This window comes from Armatimonadota bacterium (assembly GCA_029907255.1).
GTDB lineage: Bacteria > Armatimonadota > UBA5829 > DTJY01 > DTJY01 > JAIMAU01.
This window is the reverse complement of record JARYMF010000002.1, coordinates 73,206-96,121: the sequence shown is the minus strand read 5'-3', so window position 1 is coordinate 96,121 and position 22,916 is coordinate 73,206. Positions and strand designations below refer to the sequence as shown.

Annotated in this window: 21 protein-coding genes; 13 read left to right on the top strand and 8 right to left on the bottom strand. The window is 48.4% G+C overall.

The window, feature by feature from the left end:
- Position 1 precedes the first annotated feature (1 nt).
- From QHH26_01725 to QHH26_01690, 8 genes are all read left to right on the top strand, one after another.
- Entirely contained in the window at positions 2 to 1,045 is a 1,044-nt protein-coding gene (locus QHH26_01725; GenBank protein MDH7480679.1) for a D-alanine--D-alanine ligase, read from the top strand.
- Positions 1,045 to 1,815, top strand: coding sequence for an FtsQ-type POTRA domain-containing protein (locus QHH26_01720; protein MDH7480678.1), 771 nt, complete (start codon positions 1,045 to 1,047; stop codon positions 1,813 to 1,815). The genes QHH26_01725 and QHH26_01720 overlap by 1 nt, the downstream gene beginning before the upstream one ends.
- Before the next feature lie 103 nt (positions 1,816 to 1,918).
- Positions 1,919 to 2,680, top strand: coding sequence for a DUF881 domain-containing protein (locus QHH26_01715; GenBank protein MDH7480677.1), 762 nt, complete (start codon positions 1,919 to 1,921; stop codon positions 2,678 to 2,680).
- 10 nt (positions 2,681 to 2,690) lie between these two features.
- The gene (locus QHH26_01710; GenBank protein ID MDH7480676.1) at positions 2,691 to 3,047 is read left to right on the top strand and encodes a small basic family protein; all 357 of its coding nucleotides are present in this window, start codon (positions 2,691 to 2,693) and stop codon (positions 3,045 to 3,047) included.
- Positions 3,048 to 3,059: 12 nt separating this feature from the next.
- On the top strand, positions 3,060 to 4,298 hold the full coding sequence (gene ftsA / locus QHH26_01705; GenBank protein ID MDH7480675.1) for a cell division protein FtsA: 1,239 nt from the start codon (positions 3,060 to 3,062) through the stop codon (positions 4,296 to 4,298).
- Between the two features lie 33 nt (positions 4,299 to 4,331).
- Complete coding sequence (gene ftsZ / locus QHH26_01700) at positions 4,332 to 5,384, top strand: cell division protein FtsZ (GenBank protein ID MDH7480674.1); 1,053 nt, start codon at positions 4,332 to 4,334, stop codon at positions 5,382 to 5,384.
- A gap of 117 nt (positions 5,385 to 5,501) precedes the next feature.
- On the top strand, positions 5,502 to 7,214 hold the full coding sequence (locus tag QHH26_01695; protein MDH7480673.1) for a TIGR03960 family B12-binding radical SAM protein: 1,713 nt from the start codon (positions 5,502 to 5,504) through the stop codon (positions 7,212 to 7,214).
- Positions 7,215 to 7,397: 183 nt separating this feature from the next.
- A complete protein-coding gene (locus QHH26_01690) occupies positions 7,398 to 7,703 on the top strand; it encodes an STAS domain-containing protein (protein MDH7480672.1) in 306 nt (101 codons plus the stop codon).
- An 87-nt stretch (positions 7,704 to 7,790) separates the two neighbouring features.
- Here QHH26_01690 and QHH26_01685 read toward each other — a convergent pair whose 3' ends face one another.
- From QHH26_01685 to QHH26_01675, 3 genes are all read right to left on the bottom strand, one after another.
- A complete protein-coding gene (locus tag QHH26_01685) occupies positions 7,791 to 8,843 on the bottom strand; it encodes a hypothetical protein (GenBank protein ID MDH7480671.1) in 1,053 nt (350 codons plus the stop codon).
- A 44-nt stretch (positions 8,844 to 8,887) separates the two neighbouring features.
- Positions 8,888 to 10,084, bottom strand: a complete 1,197-nt coding sequence (locus QHH26_01680; protein MDH7480670.1) for an MFS transporter — start codon at positions 10,082 to 10,084, stop codon at positions 8,888 to 8,890.
- Positions 10,085 to 10,204: 120 nt separating this feature from the next.
- Entirely contained in the window at positions 10,205 to 12,361 is a 2,157-nt protein-coding gene (locus QHH26_01675) for a hypothetical protein (protein MDH7480669.1), read from the bottom strand.
- Positions 12,362 to 12,706: 345 nt separating this feature from the next.
- Here QHH26_01675 and QHH26_01670 point away from each other — a divergent pair, with 345 nt between their 5' ends.
- From QHH26_01670 to QHH26_01650, 5 genes are all read left to right on the top strand, one after another.
- The gene (locus QHH26_01670; protein ID MDH7480668.1) at positions 12,707 to 14,125 is read left to right on the top strand and encodes an ROK family protein; all 1,419 of its coding nucleotides are present in this window, start codon (positions 12,707 to 12,709) and stop codon (positions 14,123 to 14,125) included.
- 56 nt (positions 14,126 to 14,181) lie between these two features.
- Positions 14,182 to 15,030, top strand: coding sequence for a PIG-L family deacetylase (locus tag QHH26_01665; protein ID MDH7480667.1), 849 nt, complete (start codon positions 14,182 to 14,184; stop codon positions 15,028 to 15,030).
- Positions 15,031 to 15,048: 18 nt separating this feature from the next.
- Positions 15,049 to 16,086 carry an S-methyl-5-thioribose-1-phosphate isomerase gene (mtnA, locus tag QHH26_01660; protein ID MDH7480666.1) on the top strand — a complete coding sequence of 346 codons (1,038 nt, stop codon included), beginning with the start codon at positions 15,049 to 15,051 and terminating at the stop codon, positions 16,084 to 16,086.
- Between the two features lie 60 nt (positions 16,087 to 16,146).
- Entirely contained in the window at positions 16,147 to 16,668 is a 522-nt protein-coding gene (locus tag QHH26_01655; GenBank protein MDH7480665.1) for an adenine phosphoribosyltransferase, read from the top strand.
- Between the two features lie 109 nt (positions 16,669 to 16,777).
- Positions 16,778 to 18,067, top strand: coding sequence for an NCS2 family permease (locus tag QHH26_01650; GenBank protein ID MDH7480664.1), 1,290 nt, complete (start codon positions 16,778 to 16,780; stop codon positions 18,065 to 18,067).
- 42 nt (positions 18,068 to 18,109) lie between these two features.
- On the opposite strand, the gene QHH26_01645 is transcribed toward QHH26_01650, so the two are convergent.
- The 5 genes from QHH26_01645 to QHH26_01625 form a co-directional block, all read right to left on the bottom strand.
- Positions 18,110 to 19,180, bottom strand: a complete 1,071-nt coding sequence (locus QHH26_01645; protein ID MDH7480663.1) for a Gfo/Idh/MocA family oxidoreductase — start codon at positions 19,178 to 19,180, stop codon at positions 18,110 to 18,112.
- A gap of 44 nt (positions 19,181 to 19,224) precedes the next feature.
- Positions 19,225 to 20,001, bottom strand: coding sequence for a hypothetical protein (locus QHH26_01640; protein ID MDH7480662.1), 777 nt, complete (start codon positions 19,999 to 20,001; stop codon positions 19,225 to 19,227).
- Positions 20,001 to 21,320, bottom strand: a complete 1,320-nt coding sequence (locus QHH26_01635) for a sulfatase-like hydrolase/transferase (GenBank protein MDH7480661.1) — start codon at positions 21,318 to 21,320, stop codon at positions 20,001 to 20,003. Before QHH26_01635 ends, QHH26_01640 begins: the two co-directional genes overlap by 1 nt.
- A gap of 391 nt (positions 21,321 to 21,711) precedes the next feature.
- The gene (locus QHH26_01630) at positions 21,712 to 22,248 is read right to left on the bottom strand and encodes a ferritin (protein MDH7480660.1); all 537 of its coding nucleotides are present in this window, start codon (positions 22,246 to 22,248) and stop codon (positions 21,712 to 21,714) included.
- A 42-nt stretch (positions 22,249 to 22,290) separates the two neighbouring features.
- Positions 22,291 to 22,863: a rubrerythrin family protein gene (locus QHH26_01625; GenBank protein MDH7480659.1), complete on the bottom strand. Its 573-nt coding sequence runs from the start codon at positions 22,861 to 22,863 to the stop codon at positions 22,291 to 22,293.
- Positions 22,864 to 22,916: the final 53 nt, after the last annotated feature.

The following is a 22,916-nucleotide window of genomic DNA, read 5'->3' as shown; positions in this document are numbered from 1 at the left end:
AGTGTCGCAAAAAATTAGAGTTGCCGTCTTAATGGGAGGGAGATCCAAAGAGCGAGAAGTTTCACTCTCAACAGGCCGAATGATTATGAACGCTCTAGATCCGCAAAAGTACGACGCCTTTGCGGTTGATAGTGCACTGATTGGGGTATCGGCCGCAACTAAACCGAAAACTGCCATTACAGGGTCGTCGGCGAAGGCCGAACCTTCATCCAATACGTCGATTGAACTGCGGCCTCTTGACGACATAGTTCGAATGAATGGCCATTCTCCAAAACCTGATGTAGTAATTATCGCACTCCATGGAAAGTTTGGCGAAGATGGCACCATTCAGGGACTACTTGAGCTACTTGAAATACCATATGTCGGTTCAGGCGTGCTTGCTAGCGCCCTGGCTCTCAATAAAATTATGGCTCGCAAAGTGCTCCAATACGAGGGAATCCCTGTTCCTAAGGGTCTTTCAATTCGCCGAGGCAGCGATATAAAAGAATTCCAAGCAGAAGTCGAACGCATATTAGGTTATCCCGTCATCGTTAAGCCCAATGAGGAAGGTTCTACCATTGGCATCAGCATAGTTCGAACAGCAGAGGACTTCGCTAAAGCCATCGAATCTGCCTATGAATACGACAGCGACATTTTAGTTGAGGAATTCATCGAAGGCGGAGTTGAGATTACCGGCGCAGTGCTTGGCAATGAAAAGCCTTTCGTTCTACCGTTAGTTGAAATTGTACCCGAAGGTGGGTTCTATGATTACCATGCCAAATACACGCCTGGTGCAACCGAGGAAATCTGTCCAGCCCGCATTCCAGAGGAACAATACCGCGAAGCCGAGCGCTTGGCACTCGCATCACATAAAGCACTTGGGTGCAGGGGGATGTCGCGCACAGACATGATAGTCAAAGGAACGAACATTTGGGTGCTAGAGGTAAACACAATCCCGGGAATGACCCCAACAAGCCTGCTACCGCGTGCGGCACAAGCCGCGGGCATTTCTTTCCCAAAGCTGCTTGATATGTTAATCGAGTACGCATTGGAAGGCAGAGCTTAATGAACGATATTACCTACATACAGCCGAGACCAAAGCGCCGACGCCGAAAGCGCTACGTCATAAACGCTTGGCGGCTGACATTATCTTGCCTGCTTTTTCTGCTTTTCTTGGAACTTGTGGCAACAGCCTTCACCTCGCCATGGTTCTATATTACAAATATCAAAGTTGAAGGCACAAAAATTCTTTCCCCAAAGGCGGTGGTGCAGTATCTTAATATCCCGCCAAAGACTAACTTATTTCGTTTGCAAACCCGCCGGTTAGTTAAGCGCTTACAATGCAACCCAGTTGTTTTTAGAGCCTCAGTGCACAAGGTAGTTCCAGGAACCCTAGTTGTCAGGATTACAGAAAGAAAACCAATACTAACACTAAGTGCGAACGACAAATACTATGAAATTGACCGTTACAGCGTGCCATTTCGAATTGTTCCCAAACCATCTGCGAACCTTCCGCTAGTAATCTGCCCAGCCCCACGAAAAATCCTCTTGGGCAAGCCCTTGAAAACACAAAATTTCAATTCTGCAATAGAATGCTTGCTTCTTGCACAACAAAAAAAGAATTTCACTGTAGCCAAAATATTCGTTGACCAAAATGGTGATTTATGTTTAAATACATCCGATGGGCTTGAGGTCAAAATGGGCCGCCCGAACAAACTCGACGAAAAGCTTGACATAGTCGAGTCGGCAATGGAGCAGTTGCCAAGCGCACGCACTGGTGCGGAATATATTGACGTCAGCTGCGGGCGCGAAGGTTCGGCAATAAAATACAAGTAAAGCCTTAGGATTTTGTACTATAATTTAACTCGCTTCCATAAATAAAACGCAATGATAGGAGAATGTCCTTAGCAATCTAAAGGACGATCCTTGGTCAACAAATATGAGCACTCCCGTTGGCATCAAACACAACTCATGGATATGGCAGGTTACTATTCTCAGCATCGTGTTGGGAATGCTACTAGCTGCAGCATTAAAAACTCAGCAACACATCCGCACTGCCTCTGGGATTCCCACTACTCGTTTCCCAGGGTTGGTTCAAGCCCTTCAAGACGAGCGCCAGCGAGGAGAGCAACTGCGCAAAGAAATCGCGAATTATCAAAAGAAATTAGAGGAGTATCAGTCAGCTCTAGGGCAGGGATCGACTCGCACAGAACTTTTGAACAAAGACTTGCAGAAGGCGAAGTTTCTCGCTGGTCTGACCCCCGTTCAAGGAGATGGAATAGTAGTAGTTCTCAAAGATAGCGACAAGGAACCGCCGCCGGATGCACCGCCCGATTTAGCGCAGGAATATATTATTCACGACCAGGACATTCGCAATTTCGTCAACGAGCTCCTTGCGGCGGGAGCGGAGGCAATAGCCGTAAACGGCCAGCGCCTCATAGCAAAATCAGCAATTCGATGCACAGGAGGAAGCATTAAAGTAAATGATGTAGCCATTGCTCCTCCATACACAATCGTTGCTATTGGGCCACCGGATGCGATGGAGAGTGCTTTAAAAATCAGGGGCGGGATTGTTGACCAGTTTAAAATGCTAGAAGACCTCAGCGATATGGTTCGAATTCAAAAAAAGAAAAACCTGATGGTGCCGGCATACAACGGAAGCACAGAATTTCAATATGCCAAGCCGGTGAGCGTAGAATAGGATGGGCAGAATGGTTTGGCTGCCGATAGTTGGCTTATTAATTGGATTCATAATTATATATTTACCAAATGTTACAGTACCAGCTGGATTTGCAAGCTACCTTTCCCTGGCGACACTTGCCGGATTGGACTCACTTTTTGGCGGTATTCGCGCAGGACTGGAAGAAAAGTTTCGCGCAGACATATTTATTAGCGGTTTCTTAGTAAATACACTTCTCGCCGTTCTGCTAGCTTATCTTGGCGACCAAATTGGAGTCGATTTATTCCTTGCTGCTGTTGTTGCACTTGGAGGGCGAGTCTTCCTCAACCTGTCGCTTATAAGGCGCTACTGGCTCACCCAGATTGCGTTGACAAAAAAGGAACATTAGGCGGGGATTGCTTTGGACTACAGCTATCTAATAAGCAGTCTAGACATTGGGACCACTAAAATTTGCTGTCTAGTTGCCGAGGTAACCACTGGTGCAAGCCTTGAAATACTGGGTGTTGGAATAACTCCATGCACGGGGTTAAGGAAAGGGGTGGTAGTAGATATTGCCTCGACCGTTTCAGCCATCCGCAAGGCAGTCGAGGAAGCACAAAAAATGGCAGGCGAAAAGATAGACTCCGTAGTTGTCGGCATAACTGGCGAACATATCGCCTGCCTAAATAGTAGAAGCGTTGTAGCAATAACACATCCGAGGAGAGAAATTACCGAGGCTGATTTAGAGCGTGCCTTGGAATCGTCCAGAACTATTGTTCTGCCTTCCGACCGTGAAATAATCCATGCAATCCCGCGATGGTACTCGGTTGATGGACAGCGTGGCGTTCGCACCCCAATTGGAATGCATGGAAATCGGTTAGAAGTAGAAACTCATGTTGTAACAGGGGTATCCACATTCCTCCAAAATGTGTTAAAATGTGTCAACCAAGCTGGGCTGTCGGTTGATGGCACGGTACTTGAGCCCGTAGCAACCGGCGAATGTGTACTTTTGCCAGCGGAGCGCGAGCTTGGCGTTGCCCTGGCAGACATTGGCGGCGGCACAAGTGACGTTGCCGCATATATAGAAGGAGAAATATATTTCTCTGGGATTGTTCCCGTCGGCGGAAACCATGTTACAAAGGACATATCCGTCGGCCTTCGAACAACAATTGAGGAAGCGGAGCGCATCAAACTAAATTATGGATATGCTGCCATAAAATTTGTGGGAAATGATGAAAGCTTCGAATTCACCAGCATAGGCAGCAATAAAGTAAGGCGGCTTCCCCAAAAAGTGCTGGCAGAGATAATCGAACCCAGAGCCGCAGAGATGTGCCAGCTCATTGGGGAGCAGATAGAAAAGGCAGGATGCCGAGAAAAGCTCTCTGCTGGGCTAGTGCTAACTGGCGGAGGAGCACTACTTCGGGGTCTGCCGGAGTTGATGTCCGAGATACTAGGCCTCCCCGTGAGAGTCGGGGCGCCGTCAAACCTAACTGGGCATGCAAGCGCGGTGAGCAGTCCAGCATGTTCGACGGCGGTCGGTCTGCTAGAGTTCTGGCGCAAATACCAGGACAAACAAATGGACGAAAGGCGCGACGGCACAGTTCTCTTTAACATATTAAAGCGTATCCGCGAGGTATTTGCTAGGATTTACCAAGACTAGCTTTCTAAATACAGCAAAGGGGGGCAAAGTATTATGGCAAACGGCAGCAATTCGGACCATTACGCAAAAATCAAAGTGGTCGGCATTGGGGGAGGAGGCACGAACGCAGTCAATCGCATGATTGAGTGCGGCGTTACCGGTGTAGGCTTCCTAGCCATGAACACCGATGCGCAGGTCCTTGCAATGTCATCTGCTGACGAACGGTTGCAGATTGGCGAGAACCTTACAAAAGGCCTGGGTTGTGGTGGCGATCCTGAGATTGGACGAAATGCGGCTGAGGAAAGCAAGCAAGATATCAAAAAGGCACTTGAAGGCGCGGACATGGTCTTCATCACCGCAGGCATGGGCGGCGGCACTGGGACAGGCGCCGCTCCGATTGTGGCCCAGATTTCCAAAGAATTGGGCGCTCTCACGGTAGCTGTGGTCACCAAACCATTCAGCTTCGAGGGACCCCGAAGAGCGCGCACAGCGGAGGAAGGCATAGACAGCCTCAGGGACAAAGTTGATACAATCATCACAATCCCAAATGACCGTTTACTAGCAGTCACCGAAAAGAAAGCCACCCTTATTGAGGCGTTCCGGATGGCAGACGACATTCTCAGGCAGGGTGTTCAGGGAATTTCAGATATCATCACTATTCCCGGCATGATTAACGTGGACTTTGCGGACGTTAAGGCTGTAATGGCGGACGCGGGAACAGCCCTAATGGGCATTGGATATGCAACAGGCGACAATCGCGCTGTGGAGGCTGCTCAGGCGGCGATATCAAGCCCGCTTCTTGAAAGCACCATCGAAGGAGCCAGGGGCGTGCTCTTCAACATTACCGGCGGCCCAGATTTGACGCTCTCCGAGGTGTACGAAGCAGCTGATGTTATATTCAAGACAAGCGACGAACGCGACGCAAATATTATCTTTGGAACAGTTATTAACGAGCGAATGGAAGGCGCAGTCCAGGTCACTGTTCTAGCAACTGGCTTCGACGGAGCTAGGACGATGGGCACCGAACGCATGACAGCCCGCGAGAGCATTCCCACTCGCGGCGTGACAGAAGACTTTGACATCCCTGCTTTCCTGCGACGAAGATAAAAAGACACGCAAAAGGGTAAAACAAAACCAGAGTTAAAATGGGAGAATGGGCAAAGGAAAAGAAGCAATGATTCCCATTCTCCCATTATCTATTAACCCGTTCCCTGAGGTGCCAGCATGTCAAAGCAACTAGCAGAGACTATTAGGAAGCGCCTTGAAAAGGAAACGGGCACAATCTATAAACCCCACGCTGCAAACATTCGATTCGCCCTCGCTTTTCCAAACACATACTACATCGGCATGTCAAATCTAGGTTTCCAAGTAGTCTACCGATTGCTAAATGAAACCGAGGGCGCAGTCTGTGAGAGAGTTTTCCTCCCCGATGCTGATGATATGGCAGACCTACTCAGAACCAACGAGCCGCTTATAAGCATGGAATCCCAAATGCCAGTTCGAAATTTTGATGTGCTGGCTTTTTCAATCTCATATGAGCTTGATTACCTCAATGTGCTTAAAATACTTTCTCTTTCGAAAATTAGCGAACTTCCAGAGGATCGTGGGCCAGACCAGCCTCTTGTAATCGCAGGGGGAGCCGCAGTTACATTCAATCCCGAAACTTTAGCGCCGTTCTTCGATGCCTTTATAATTGGTGAGGCGGAAGAACTCATCAAGGAAATGGTTGAGATACTTCGTCGTCCGAATGATCGTGATGCCATTTTGGAAGCCCTGGCACAAGTCGAAGGAATCTACATACCGAAGTTCTACCACCCCTCGTATAAAGACGACGGCACGCTCAGCGGCTACAAAGTAACCCACGGCGCACCAGAACGAATTAGACGGCGCTGGGTAAGGAATCTCAACTTGTATAACCCTGCAAGCGTCATACAAACGCCCGAGACCGAATTTTCGAACATGATACTCGCCGAGATTGCGCGCGGGTGTGGCAGGCAATGCAGATTCTGCGTTGCGGGACATATTTATCGCCCTCCAAGACCCCGAAGCCCAGAATCTGTGCTTGCGGGGATAAAGGCTTCCGAGCACTCAGCACGACAAACAAGAGTAGGCCTTGTGAGCGCTTCGGTGTTCGACCATCCAAGTTCGCTTTTAATTTGCCAATCGCTTATCGAGCAAAACAGACTTTTTTCGATATCATCCACTCGGTTGGACACCCTCAACCGCGACATTGTAAGAGCCCTTCACGCAGGCGGCCATGAGACTCTAACATTGGCACCGGAGGCAGGAAGTGAGCGGCTTCGATTGGTAATAAACAAGCCAATAAGCGACGAGGCGATACTTAATGCGACGGCCATTGCCTGGGACGGCGGCTTTCGAAGCTTGAAGCTCTATTTTATGGTTGGCCTTCCAACTGAGGAAGCCAAAGATGTTTATGCAATCATTCATCTTGTTACAAAAATTGCTGAGGCATTTAAATGGCGGCGGCTTATCGTATCTGCTAGCTGCTTTGTTCCTAAACCCTGGACACCATTCCAATGGTGCTCAATGGAACATGAAAAAGAACTTTCAGAAAAATTAACGACCATCCGAAGGGCACTTCGAACTGTCAAACATGTGAACGTTTCATGCGAAAGCGCAAGGGAAGCCGTGGTCCAAGGAATCCTCGCTAGAGGCGACCGCAGGCTCAAAGAAATACTCCTCTTGATGCATCGTGAGGGTCTCTCATGGCGCAAAGCTTTTGAGAATGCTCAGATTTCCCCCGAGTTTTACGCTCATCGGCAAAGACACAAAGATGAAATTTTCCCTTGGGACCACATCCACATCGGGGTGGCAAAAGCATATCTCTGGGCTGAATACGAGCGAGCAATGATGGCTGCTCCTACGGAAGAATGTTTGGTCGGAGTCTGCCGTAGATGCGGCGTCTGCCATACTTAGACCAGCAGTACTTTTAAAAATGCTTTGAACAAAGAGATTCAAAAGTGAAATTTTTAATTTACTAGTTGCTTAAAGAGATTGACAAGAAGATTAGTATTTGCTAAACTATAGAATAAGCAGGCCGTCGTTATCCCCCGAAGTTGAGGGATGGCAAAGACAAAAAAATGGATTAGGGGGAAATAGATGGACTTCAAAGTAAACCTCGAATACGATGGCGAAATGCCTGTCGTCGTCGTAACTGGTGACCTTGACTTCGATACATCCCCGCATCTCGCCAAATGTCTCCAACAACTAATAGAAGGCAATCATACCACTTTTTGCGTAGACCTAAGTGGCGTCGAATACATGGATTCGGAGGGATTGAAAGCTCTTATTAAAGCTTACCATGAGTTAAAAGGAAAAGGGAAAATTCAGGTGAGAGGAACTCATGGCTCAATCCGCCGAATATTTGAAATCTCAGGTCTACACAAACTCTTCGACATTAAATAATTTTACTATTCGAATACGTAGAACGTCTGCTTTTGGTATAAATGCGGGTTTGAATTGTTAACAATGCATGATTCTAAACAATTGCCTTTACGAGCGCTTGCGAACAATAGGTGGAGCAGTATAAACATAAGATATAGCGGGGCCACTTTTTTCTGAAAGAGTAGCAATGCGGACGCTCAATCTCCCATCTTCGTAAGTTGCATAAACAAGACGGTCGTGGTTTGGAGACCACGTCGGCACCCTTAACCAAGTGCTAACTGCTTTTGAGCGGTCGAACGAAGCCTGAAAATGGGGACCAAATCCTGTGGATTTTGCAACGCTAGTAGCAAAAATATTTGCTGGTTCCTTCCCATATATATAACTAATCCACTTACCGGTAGATGACCATACTGGCGACCGATAACTACTTCCCCCTATGGCGATTGGCTTTAACCCCGAACCTGAGATTGATATGGTGTATATTCCAGTACGCCCGCCAGTGCGAAGAAATGCTAAGCGCGTACTATCAGGCGACCATGTTGGGTTCTCTTCGTCGTCAGGTGTGTCAATAACACACCGCGCAGAACCACCTGCTGAGGAGACGAGATATATGCCAAGGGATTTCCCCTTTCTGCTAGTGAAAGCAATTTTACTCCCATCGGGAGACCAAGTTGGCTCGAAATCCATGCTCCCACTTGTCAGCTTTTGCTCTCTGCCCGAATCAACGCGAATGCGGTATATATTCACGCTACCGCCGGAGTTCGAAGCGAAGGCGATAGCTGTTCCGTCTGGCGACCAAGAGAAATAATTTGGGCTTGCTATTTTCGGTATGTAGACAGCCCTGTTAGAAATTTTCTTAATGATTCCTGAAATATTTAATAGCCACAAATAGCACTTGCCGTCCGACTGACGCGCTAAAACTGCAATTGGCTGGTCGCTTGCTGGCCATTTCATCGCAAGAATTTCATGGTGAAATCTTATAAAATTACCTCTACATCCATTAGGGTCAAATATGTGTATGCCATACGCTCCCTCAATCTGGCTGGCTACGGCAATTTTCGCACCGTCACCGGACCAAGCTACCGGTGGGATTGAGACAGCCGCTGTTGCGCCCACAGATAAAACCAAGAAAAGCAAAGTTATATAACAGGTTCGGAACAAATACTTACCTCCATAATCGGATTAGACAGTATTATCTCAAAATATCACTTAAGGCACCTTACTTTGGGTTGGCATAAGAGCATCAGAGTAGCAGCGCTGCCGCAGATAATACCACCTATAGTCAATGTGGCTTGCACTCCAATTACATTTGCCAGCGCCCCCGCCTGAATATGCCCAAGTGGCAAAAGGCCTTGGAATGCAAATAAGTATGCGCTCACAACGCGCCCCCTAAGATTATCCGGCACAATGCTCTGCACAAGCGTATTTGTCGTTGCAAGGTAAGTTACATTCATAAAACCAAGGCCAACCAAAAAAACCAGCGACAAGGGAAATATCTTTGAATTTGCAAAAAGTATCAGCATAACTGCAAGCGAGACCGAGGCTATGGAGAGAATCAAGCCTTTCCTCTGAGAATTGCTAAAAAATGCAAGATTCAATGCTCCAACAAGTGCTCCTATACCTACCGCCGACATTAGGGTCCCACAGCCAGTCACGCCAACTTTTAGCACTCGGTCTGCAAACACAGGCATCAACGTTGTATAAGGCATCGAAAACACACTGGGAAATGCCACCATAATGATAAGAGTCCTAATGGTGCTGTGCTCCCAAACATATCTCATTCCTTGTCGAAACTCAGAGAGCACGTCGGCTCGCTCTGCAGTCTTCGGACTCTTTATTTTTATTAATATTAAAGCCGCAATGACTGCCAAAAAGCTAACCGAATTAACGAAAAAACACCGCCCTATCCCAATGTGTTCTACAAGTATCCCTGCAATCGCCGGCCCAATGATACGTGCGCTGTTGAACGCTGCCGACTGCAAGGCAATTGCATTCATCAGGTGCTCTTTTGCAACAAGGAAAGGAATGCTCGAATGGCGTGTGGGGATATCGAAAGCGTTTGCACATCCACTCAAAAACGCCAACCCCATTATATGCCAAATTCTAATGCTCCCAATAGTGACGAGCACCCCTAATATGAACGCCGAAAGTGCCAATATGCTTTGGGTCAGCAGCAGTAATTTTCGGCGGTCAACCCGGTCTGCAATCACCCCCGCGAAAAGCGACAGCGCTGTGAAGGGAATACTATTTAAAAACAGCACTGTGCCAAGCATCAGGGAGGAGTTTGTTAGCTTGAAGACAAGCCATCCCTGAGCAATTGTCTGCACCCAGCTACCAATGGCTGAGATCAGTATTCCTGACCAATACAGCCTATAATTTCGGTGTCTGAGTGCGGCGAACAACTATGAATCTTCCTTGCTGTTGTGGGTACTATAATTTCTTACAGGATGCCATATATCCGTGCGTATGTCAAGCAAACCCTAGAAAGTCGCCATCGGACATCTTCGCAGATGACCTTATTTCTATCGCAACTCCGAGTCGGTCATCTCAAACCTTACGGTATCACCGCTTCTCCAATCTACTTCAAATAACCCATCGCGAAGCCTTCTAACTACACTTCCTGATGTATCCAATGCTTTCCAACTGCCAGGCAGTGAGATAATGACAGGCTTACATGCAGGTAGACTGGAAATTCGGCGAACTTCTACTTTGGTATGCGTCGCTTTGATGGTAAAGATGAAATCGTGCCAGCGAATGCGGTCAATGGTCAGCTCAAGCCAGTCTCGCGGAAGCTTGGGGGCTATTTTAAAACCATCCGCAGTTGGCTTGAAACCAAGAAATCCGTCGAGCATCACTTGCGGAACCATAACACTCTCGAAGAACTCACAATCAAGGCCCAAGCCGCCTGCGGTTCCACCACCCTGCAAAGTGCCCTCGCGAGAACCGTCGTAGTATTTACGATATCCGCCCGCCGCCTGGACTTCATCGAACCATTTAACGATTTCTTTTAGGCGAGCCCAAGCATCGTCCGCTCCAAGAGTGCGAATACGCGCCATAATGTCGTGATAAGAAAATCCGAGGACTGCTCCACCGTCTTGAACCTGACCACCCCAAGGAATGCTTTCAGGTGAGCTCCATGCCCAGAAATAGTAATCCAGATTTCGCTTTGTAGTCGCCCTAGGCGCAAATCTCCAATGGTAGATATCCATGCCTTGCGCAGTATCATCCTTTACAATGCGCCTGCCTGACATCCATTCCATAATCGAGCGTGCGTGCTCTGGCGTGGCAAAATCATAGTAAATTGCCTCTAAGTTTAAGAAAGTAAATCCATAATCATGCATTTTCCCATCTGCATCGGGACCGGTGCCAAAACGTCCAGTTTTAGAGTTCCAAAAAATCTTGTTGCCAGTTTCCTTTACTTCCTCTGCATGCTTAAGCAGCATTTCGGAATTAAAAACAAGCGTGCCAAGCGGAATGTTCCATTCCGGATGCTCAGTAATTTCTTTTTCTATTTCTGCCATTGCCAGCAGTGCACCATAGTAATGAATTGTCGCATATGCATCCATTCCACCAAATGGCAGCAAATCCCAATAGTTATTTCCAATCCCCCTGCCGGAGAAGATCTCCTTTGACCCATCGGCGTTGCGTTTCAAACCGCTTCGACCATCGTGACCAACCCAAGTAGTATAGACAACTTTTTTCTCAAGCGTATGATGTTCTGTCATCATATGCCGCAGCGCCATTCTCATGCGGTTAATATTCCGTCGAAGGAAATTGATATCGCCTGTCCAGTGAAAGTAATTTGAACAACCAAGTATAAAGTTCTGGCTGTTAACATTGTGCCGAGTATCGTATTGGGTAAAGAAAGCTTGAATAGTAACCAATCCGCCTGGAACAGAGTTTCCAAAGCAGATTCGAAGCTTTGTGACCTCACCAGCCCATTTTGGGTGTTTGTAGAGTGGAATCATTGTATAGGTTATCGCTGTCCCCTCAACAGGCTCAAAGTACATTCGACGGTCGGCAGAAAACCTGGGATTTTCCTTGGTTGTCCATTCGATGAAGGGCTTTGCATCTCCAAGGCCAGTCGCTGACCAGCGAAGTTGGAGGAATGGCGACTGAAAGGTGTCCACCTTAATCGAAGGCGTAGAAGCAGAGGCATTTGGTTCGGTCAGCTCGAGTTTCCAACCGTCCTCGCTAATTCCTTTATCCTCAGCACCAGATAATTTCCATCCGCTGGTTGTGCTCAAATCATGCTGGCGCCAAGGGGGACCCACGGTGTTCTTAAACGAAAAATGCCACCCTACAGTACCCACGCCCTGATTCCAAAAAGGAAACGGCCAGCCATGCTGGTGAGCTATTGATGCATGCTGATGAGTAGCCACATACCCCTCGGGATCAATAATCCTCTCGCTAAGAACACGAGCCCAATCCTTACGCATTTTTTCCATCGAACCACTCACAGCAGGCCACAACGCTGGGCCACTTAGCCACTCGTCCCAAAGCGTAGCCTTGGGGCCCGAGCCAGGATAATGCAGCCAGAAAAGCTGACGAATGCTCGCCATCTCCTTTTCATAGCCAGGGACTGAAAACTTTGGGAAATCGTCTGGAATGCTCACGACATCACCTCTGCAGGGAATAATAATGCCTAAGGCAAGCATAATAACCCAAATTCTTTTCATCTTCTTACTCGCTCCAAGTCCAATACAACTGTTCGGTTGGTATCGGTAGTCAAAATAATCATAATCAACCGTTATTCTTTATGATTCATACTTTCAATAGCGGGTCAAATCCTTCTATAAAGATTTAGAATTTGCCAGCTATTTTTGCCGTGTCTTGCATGAACACCAATTGCTAGCCTAGGAAACGCTCACCCAACCTTGACAATATCACTCCTGCGTCTTATTATTGAAATGCATACGTTTACATTGGCAATCGCGTTTTGGCGAAAAAGGAGGGCAAACAGTCGCAATCTCCGTTCACCAACGATCATATCGCCAATTCGCATATAGCAGAGGGGTAATTGTATGAGTAAAGATTTGAAAAAGCTAGCAGAACTCGGTATACCGAAGGTTAAACCGCCATTGGATGACATGTTCCGCCCAGCGGTCCTAGCAAACCGGGCATTTCGCGAACTTGTCAAGGAATCTGGCAGAGGCGTCCCTCTCGTCATAGGTTTGGAGAGAGGAGATGGAACCAGGTCGCGATATGAAACGCAAATACTTCCGGCGAGCCATGAGAAAGCTAGCCTCAATTTTCCATACGTTGAGCGCCTGGTAAAGTTCTTTCTATGGCAGAAAGGCGCGTGGAAAGTAACCATTGGCGGCCCGAGAGAGATTGGCGAATACATCCAGGAAGTTTATTCGCCAAATGGGGAGCGCGCCTTTGATTGGGACTTCATGGGCCCAACTACGTACGAGAGGCCATTCGAAGTTGAAATTACCGACCCTGAAAAGGTCGCCCCACCGCACGAAGTTAGCGCTGCTCTTGGTAGGCACTTAGACGGATGCCGCATAGGATTCGATCTCGGTGCAAGCGATCGGAAAGCCGCCGCTGTGATTAATGGCGAGCCCGTTTTCAGCGAGGAAGTTGTATGGGACCCACGCGGACAGAGCGATCCAGAGTACCACTACCGCGAAATCATGGCTGGGCTCAAATCGGCCGCCGCCCATATGCCTCGGGTAGACGCAATAGGCGGGAGCTCTGCTGGGGTTATTATCAACAACCGCCCAATGGTTGCCTCGTTATTCCGCGGCGTTCCGAAGGAGCTGTTTGAGACAAAAGTAAAATCAATATTCAATCGAATGGGCGAAGAATGGGGTGTTCCACTAGTTGTTGTAAACGACGGCGACGTAACCGCACTCGCAGGTGCAATGTCTCTAAATGACAACGCAGTTCTTGGCATTGCAATGGGGTCAAGCGAAGCGGCAGGATACGTCAACCAAGAAGGAAATATCACAGGGTGGTTGAATGAACTTGCTTTTGCGCCAATTGACTACCATCCTGATGCCCCAGTAGACGAATGGTCAGGTGACGCTGGCTGTGGCGTTCAATATCTTTCCCAGCAGGGCGTATTCAGGTTGGCAAGCGCAGCAGGAATCGAACTTAATGAGAATCTGAGTTTAGCAGACAAGCTAAAATCGGTTCAAAACTTGCTTGAGGCGGGCGAAGAACGTGCAAAGCAAATCTGGCACACAATTGGTTGCTATGTAGGGTACGCCATTGCCCACTATGCTGACTTTTATGAAATCAGGCACATGCTAGTTCTTGGACGCGTAACCTCAGGCAGTGGAGGCCCAATAATAATCGAGCGTGCGAAGGAAGTCTTGCGGACGGAATTTCCTGAGCTCGTGGACCGGATATCGCTTCACCTGCCGGAGGACGAAGCCACACGTCGTGTTGGCCAAGCCGTTGCGGCGGCAAGCCTTCCGGAGATTAAGAAATAATTCAAACCTTACTCTCTTTTACGGAATAGAGAGTGACGGATGCGGAGGAAAAACTAATGCAACTCACAAATCCAAACGCCGAAATATTTGTCCCAGATGGCGAACTGGTTGAAAAAGCAATTGCTCGAACAACCCATATGGCAATAGGGTGTCACCAAGATGATATTGAAATTATGGCATACGACGGCATTCTAAAATGCTTCGGAAGCCCGACAAATTGGTTCATGGGCGTTGTAGTGACAAATGGAGCCGGCAGTCCGAGGGACGACTTGTATGCCAACTATACCGATGAAGACATGCAGAAGGTCCGCCGAACGGAACAAAAGAAAGCCGCTGTTGTGGGTGAATACGCAGCAGTTGCGCTTTTAGATTACAGCAGTTCAGCAGTAAAAGATCCGTCTAACAAGAACGTAGTTGAGGATATTAAAAAACTGCTACTAGCGAGCCGCCCAGAGATCCTTTATACTCATAACCTAGCGGACAAACACGACACCCACGTGTCGGTTGCCCTTCGCACAATTCAGGCATTGAGAGAGCTTCCGGACGATGCCAAACCCAAAGCCGTCTATGGATGCGAAGTTTGGCGGGACCTCGACTGGATGATTGATGAGGACAAAGTTGCCTTCGACCTTGCAGGGCATGAGAATTTGGCGGCAGCACTCCTAGGAGTCTTCGACTCCCAAATCTGCGGCGGAAAGCGGTATGACTTAGCGACAATTGGGAGGCGAAGGGCAAACGCAACCTACTTCGAGTCGCACGGCACTGATATTACAACCCAGATGAGCTTTGCGATGGACTTAACTCCTCTAATTAAGGACCCATCGCTAGATGTGAAGGAGTACGTAGCAGGCTATATTTCGCGATTTGCAGACGAAGTCTCCAATCGCTTAGCTAAGTTCAGCTAGAAAAACACAGGTATTACGGTGGCTGCCGAACTTCGACCAGTTGATTGGAAAGACGGCAAGGTAGTTCTCATAGACCAGACAAAGCTTCCAGACGAGCTGGCATATATTGAATATGCCGACTACCAAGGCGTCGTGGAAGCAATAAGAACAATGCAAGTACGAGGCGCACCCGCCATAGGAGTTGCGGTTGCCCTTGGGATTGCTCTTGCCGCTCAATCAATTCCAGAAAACAATTTTTGGGAACAAATCGCGAAAGTAGCCAATGATTTCCGCGCCACCCGACCCACCGCCGTAAACCTTTTCTGGGCGGTTGAGCGGATGCTGCGCGCGGCAAACGAAAACGCTCGCCTTCCAATAGACCAAATCCGGCGCAGACTCATAGACGAGGCTATCACAATACTCGAAGAAGATATTGAGGTTAACCAACGCATTGGCAAGAATGGCTCTGAGCTTATTCAAGATGGAGACACCGTGCTCACTCATTGCAATGCAGGAGCCCTTGCAACCGCAGGATATGGAACAGCTCTTGGGGTAATCCGAGCCGCCGTTGAGTCTGGCAAAAAGGTCAAAGTCATTGCCGACGAGACACGCCCTCGTCTTCAAGGCATGCGTCTCACAGCATGGGAACTTCAGCAACTTGGCATTCCGGTTACGGTTATTACAGACAACATGGCTGGCTATGCCATGCAAAAAGGCTTAGTCAATTGCGTGATTGTCGGAGCGGACAGAATTGCAGCCAATGGCGATGTTGCAAATAAGATTGGCACGTACAGCCTCGCCATTTTAGCGAGAAAACATAACATCGCGTTCTACGTCGCAGCTCCCATGTCAACCGTTGACCTTTCGCTTCCCAACGGCGAAATGATTCCCATTGAGGAACGATCGCCAGATGAAGTTACCCATATTTCTGGCATTCGAATTGCCCCGGAGGGCGTGCGTGTAATGAACCCAGCCTTCGACGTGACTCCAGCCGAATATGTGACCGCCATTATCACCGAGCGCGGCATCCTATGGCCACCATTCGAGGAAAGCCTAGCAATCGGGAGAAGGCAATAAACTATTGTTGTAATTATTGCGCTTTATGATTACAATGGCTCACAGAGAGGAGCTGATGCCATGTCTGAACAGCTTTTAAAGAACCTAATTCGAGATATACCCGATTTCCCTAAGCCGGGGATAATCTTCAAAGATATCACCCCAGTCCTGCTGCATCCACAAGCATTTACTGAGGTCATACAAAGGATGGCTGACTTTGCCAGAGAGAAAAAGGCAGAGGCAATCGTTGGAATTGAGTCAAGGGGTTTTATGTTCGGGACCCCAATTGCGCTAGAGCTAGGCGTTGGGTTTATCCCCGTGCGGAAACTTGGCAAACTCCCACATGAAACAGTCCAGTGCGAGTATGCCTTGGAATATGGGACGAACGTAGTCGAGATGCATCGTGATGCAATTGTTCCTGGACAGCGAGTAGTAATTGTGGATGATTTACTGGCAACAGGCGGCACTGCGGCGGCTTCGGTGAAGCTCGTTGAGGAGCTTGGCGGAAAAGTTGCTGGCCTTGTCTTCCTTGTAGAGCTTACTTTCCTTCGTGGTCGAGATCAGCTCAAAGGCTATGATGTGAAAAGCTTTGTAACTTACTGATATAAATCGCTCGATTCTTGTTATCGTTCATGGTAAAAAGACATAACGGCACTAAAAAGTCGGCTAGAGCTAGGCATTAAAACAATAGCAAACAGTCTGGAGTGGCAGAATGCTCGAACGCATATTCCGACTCAAAGAAAGAAACACTGACATAAGAACCGAGGTAATTGCCGGCTTAACTACGTTTATGACCATGGCGTATATTATCTTCGTCAACCCGAGCATACTTCAGGCAGCCGGGCTACCCCTTGTCCCAACTATCGCGGCCACTGCCCTTGCTGCTGCAATCCCAACACTTTTGATGGGCTTCTACACAAACTACCCCTTTGCGCTTGCGAGCGGAATGGGCTTAAACGCTGTACTCGCCTATTCGGTTGTAAAAGGCATGAATATCCCGTGGCAGACAGCCATGGGAATTGTTTTTATTGAGGGAGCAATCATTACAATTCTGGTGCTCACCCGAATTCGCGAGTCCGTCATGCATGCAATTCCTCTAAGCTTAAAGCGAGCAATTGGAGTCGGAATCGGACTTCTAATCGCATATATCGGCATGCAGCAAGCCGGCTGGGTAATTGGAGACTCAGCGACGCTAACAAGCTTTGGTTCTTTTCGAAACATCGGCACGCTAGTTTCGACATGCGGCTTAGTTATCATGCTTGTGCTCATGGCTCGGCGAATTAAAGGATCTATACTGCTTGGGATTTTAATCACCACCGGCATTGCCATCGCCGCCGGAATTGGTAAGATACCCGATAAGCTAATCGCCCCTCCAGACTTTTCGACGTTTGCAAAGCTGGACATCTTAGGGGCGTTGAATCTCAGCTTAGTTGCAACGATATTTGCTTTTCTAATCACTGATTTCTTTGACACCATGGGCACGGTAATTGCAGTTGGAGGCGAGGCAGGCTATCTGACCCCCGATGGGCGCCTTCCGCGCCTGAACCGAGTGCTCCTTGTGGATTCACTTGCGGCAGTGTGGGGCTCGATATGTAGTGCAAGCTCAGTAACTACCTATATTGAAAGCGCTTCTGGTGTTTCGGCGGGGGGCCGAACTGGGCTGACTGCAGTGGTCGTAGGCGTTCTATTCCTGCTTGCCGTGTTCTTTGCGCCAGCAATCAGCATTGTTCCCGCCGTAGCAACCGCGCCAGCGCTCATTGTCGTTGGCTTTCTTCTAATGACTGTAGTCTGCGAGATTCCATTCGGCAACTTAGAGGAATCGTTCCCGGCATTCCTAACCATCCTCGTAATCCCTCTCACTCTAAGCATATCACGAGGAATCGGATACGGATTCATTGCCTACACTCTAGTTAAGCTAATGGTTGGGAAGTGGAAGGAACTGCACCCTTTGATGGTTGTTGTTTCCGCCCTATTCGCCCTAAACTTCGCCATGCAGAAATAACGACTGTTCGCCAAAACAGCCCTCGCCACGCCGTCACCAGCCTTATGTGATGTTTCTGCGTGCTTCTTCTAGAAGCTGCTGCACCTTAACGGGGCTACCTGTTTTGCTACTTTTGATTGCCGCAAAGATTAGCGCAACCGACTGGAGATTGTCCTCCACATTTGTTTCCATTGGTTCGCCGCCGTCGAGCCAACGCACGAATTTCTCAATAAGCCATGTATTTGCCCATTTTGGCTGTTCAATGAGCGGTACTATTTCGCCTGTGCCTTCATCCGAATATGAACCAGATGGGTTGTACCAGAATCGCTCAATCCGGCGGTGGTTTAGGATAATAGTTGCCTTCTCGCATTCGGCGCGAATATATTCCTGGCCCCAGCCATTTAGCCCTGTGGCATTGGTCTTGGCACCCTCATAGAAAGCGCGCGCTCCGTTTTGAAAAGACATCATAACAAGCCCTTGGGAGTCACCAGCAAATTCACCCCACGGCGGATTCCAGGTCTGTGCGTAAATAGTATCGCACTTTGCCCCAGCTAGGTCTGCAAGTATGTCGAGATGGTGAACAGCTCCCTCAACCATTAGGGCGTCAGGTATTTCGTGACGGAATTTGCCCCAGCTTCCAAACCGCCGGCAATCACATGTGAATCGGCAAATTAAATAGTCAAGCTGGCCATACTGCCCCGACCTAAGCTCCTGCCGAAGAGTAGTCTTGTCTTGGTCAAAGCGGTGGCTCATGGTAACGCCCATTTTCTTTCCTGCGCGTTTGACTTTTTCGGCAATGCGGACGGATGCTTCCAAGGTGTCTGCGATTGGCTTCTCGGATAGTATGTGCATATCGTGAGCAAGTGCCACGTCAACTATATCCTCGTGAAATGCTGGCGGTACGACTATGGTGCAGAAATCGGCAGGGTTTTCGTCGAACGCTTTATTAATATCGGTGTAGCACTTATCCTCTGGCAAACCAAGATGCTCACGAGCATTTAACAAAGCTTCCGAATTAATATCCACCGCGGCTACTACTTCTACAAGTCCTTCTTTGATGTTTGGCGGGAGAAATACTTTGCACCACCAAGCGCCAAAGCCTCCCGTGCCAACTTGAATCATCTTGTAAGCCATTTTTTTCCTCCTTTGAAGACAAAAGTATTCAAAATGCACAAGCCTTATAATTCGTGGTCCTCCTCTTCCACATTAATATGGCCAATGCATTTGTCGCCATTTAGGAATTCTATGCGCCCATTGGAATAGCGCAATTTAATTTTGCCTTCACCATCTAAAGCTATGGCATTCCCATGCATTTGAATGCCAACGTCAAACTTCGCAGGTAGGTCAATCCCAATCGAACCGCCACTTTCAAGCGATATTTGCTTTTCGAAGATAGCACCTGGACCTGAGCCATTATTCTTGATAACAATGCCGCTCTGGCATGGATTTGGTCCACAAGCCATGACATTGACGCCATACAATACCGTCTGCTCAGAGCCCGCATAAAGATTGCTCATTTCAACATTAACTCCTAGGCCAACCATTGGAGCATTGCTGAAAACTTCCGAATGAAGGCCACAAGACCAACCCCTACCGTTTTTATGCAGGCGAGAACAGATTACACAAGCATCTCCTTCGACATGATGAGTAGTCAAGTGAGAATAAATGGTCCAAGGATAAGACTTCGTGCCCTTTTCCTCATGCATTAGGGACAGGATTTCGTGAGTCATAGCCCGCTTGTTATTGTTATCCGAGCGCTCAAAGCGAACCATCGTATCGAGCGGCTCAATAGGCGGGCGCCCTTTATAGACACAGGTTTTGAGCACCTCCCCTTCGGTTTCTAATCCAGAAGAATTCTCCTCAGCAAGCACGCGCCTGCCAATGAGTCCACCTAATAATGCCAGCAAGCCTTTTAATATAAAACCGCGGCGATTTTTTGAACTATCACCCATCATTAATCACTCCTTAGTTCGGCGAACCAACCCTGAACGGCAGCCGTTAGCTCTTCTACAAGGGACGGATGCTTATCTGCTAGATTGGTCTTTTCGCCAGGGTCTGTCTCTAGATTAGAAAGATGAACAGCATCGGGCTGGGTTTGGCTGAAATCAAGCTTGCCATTCAGCACAAGCTTCCACTCTCCCTGTCGAACTGCTAGTTGGCCAGCATACTCCCAAAAGAGCCGATGATGTGGAGACTTTGCACCTTCGACTACCATCTGCTGGATACTTATGCCGTCAATACTTCGGCCAGTTGGGAGCTTACCGCCGGCAAATTCAATGAATGTTGGGAAGATGTCCATCATTGCGCCTACTTCGTGGCAAACTTTTCCTGCTGGAATGCGGCCAGGTGCGCTCATGATTGCTGGCATGCGTATGCCTCCTTCGAAAAGGCTCCCCTTGTGTCCGCGAAAGATTCCAGCACTGCCGCCGAGATATGGATCAACCCTGCCATCGAGCCAATTGCGGGTCTCATTAGATGGTCCATTGTCGCTAGAGAAAAAGATTACGGTATTCTCATATTGCCCCGCCTGCTTGAGCGCTTTGACTATCTCGCCGACTCCATCATCCACAGCGGCAATCATGGCGGCCATGATTCGGCGGTCGGGAGGTATGTTAGCAAAGCGGTCGAGATACTTTTTGGGCGCATGCATTGGATAATGCGGGGCGTTGTAAGGCACATAGAGGAAAAACGGCTGGTTGCTTTGGCGCTTGATAAACTCCACCGCTTTCTCGGTGATTAACTCTGTTAGATAGCGCCCATTTTCCCACACCTCTTTGTCATTGTGCCAGAGGTCGTGCACAGGATTTTCGCCGCGTCCCTGGCCCCAGTAATAAATATGAGAATAGTAATCAACACAGCCAGCCAGAAACCCGAAAAATTCATCAAACCCGTGGGCATTTGGCCGGTATTCTTCTGCCGTGCCGAGATGCCATTTGCCGAAAATCGCTGTCCGATAGCCAAGGGGCTTCAGGGCTGTTGCCAACGTAACCTCTGTTGGCGGAAGGCCTGCCAAACCCCGCCTCCCGCCAAGAATACGAGGAACTCCGGCGCGCATTGGATAGCGGCCGGTCAGTAAAGATGCGCGAGATGGAGAGCATACAGGGGAGTTCGAATACCAATTTGTAAAGCGGACGCCGCTTTTAGCAAGAGAATCAAGGTTTGGAGTTTTCGCCTCCTTCGACCCAAAGCATCCCAAGTCGCCATATCCTAGGTCGTCGCAGTAGATAATAACAAAGTTGGGCTTCTTTGCAGCAGGCTCTTTTGCAAAAGGCATACCGATACCTCCAATTCCAACGACTGCCGCCGCGGACGATTTGAGAAACTCTCGCCTAGTTACTTTTTGCTCCAACATGACTAATTTTCCTTGCAAAGTGAAGCAATTAATATACCCTTAAGATTCGCCAAATTGCTTTCACCTTCATATTTTAGCGGGTTCACGCCACTAGCCAGAATAAATATCAACCAGTTAATTATTGCATGCGAGGAAGTTATGTGCTCGGTTGGGGAAGGCAAGATGGTCTTCGGGAAAAATATATTAGCATTCAACTGGAAAATATTGATTGAAATTTGAAATCTGCTCACAAGGCTCCTCTTCTCCCTTTTGGGCCTTTTTTCCTTCTCATTAGGCAAGGGAAAAGAGGAGCCTATATTGCGAACGACAGGGGCTAACCCGCGGTCGCTGCTCCACCGCCTGTTAGGATTGCAGGAGGCACAAAGACACGCGCGGCAAGCTCACGGTCAATTATCACCAAACCGCCAGGCGCATCACCTGTTAACTTGAGCTGCTGGAGAATGTCCGCTGGGTTTTTCTCCTCTTCTACCTGTTCGGTCACAAACCACTGAAGCATGGCGTTTGCGGCAAAATCCTTTTCTTCCAGCGCGAGGTTCACCAAATCGTTAATCATTGCGGTAACCTTTTGCTCGTGTTTGAGGGCGTCTTCAACGGGTGCGATAGGTCCCGACCAATCAGTCGGCGGCGCATCAATCGCTTTGAGGATGACCCGCCCACCGCGGTCAATTACATGGTTGTAGATAATCTGAGCATGGGCTTGCTCCTCTTGATTCTGCACAAAGAACCAATTTGCAAAACCAGGCAAGCCAATTGATTGGTAGTAGGCAGACATTGAGAGGTAAAGGTAGCCTGAATACATCTCTGCGTTTATCTGCTTATTTAATGCATCTAACATTCTCTGACTTAACATTCTTGCCTCCTATTGCAAGTTAATGGGATTTGATAGCAACGGCTACCAATTCTCTGCCAGCAATTCAAAATATGCCTGGGGATGCTCGCAAGCTGGGCAAACTTTTGGCGCCGATGTTCCCTCATGAATATATCCACAATTCCTGCACCGCCAAACCACCGGCTGGCTCTTTTGGAACACGGTTCCAGCCTCAACATTTGCCAAAAGCCCCCTATAGCGCTTTTCGTGTTGTTTCTCGGAGACTGAAATTGCGCGGAATACAGCTGCAATCTGGCGGAAGCCTTCTTCTTCGGCAACTTTGGCGAACTCCTGATAAAGCTTTGCCCACTCTAAGTATTCGCCTTCTGCCGCCTCCTTGAGATTTTCAGCAGTTGTACCAATCACACCTGCGGGATAGGCGGCTTGAATTTCAACATCGCCGCCTTGGAGAAACTTGAAAAATCGCTTGGCATGCTCCTTCTCTTGCTCAGCTGTCTCGAGGAAAATGTCAGCGATTTGCATATAGCCTTCGTTCCTGGCGACGCTTGCAAAAAAGGTATACCGATTCCTTGCCTGAGATTCTCCGGCAAATGCTTTTAATAAGTTTTTTTCTGTCTGCGTTCCTTTCAAGTCCAAAGTACTTTTCTCCCTTCTACATCATTTTGACCCTTATAGGCTTAGGGCTTAAC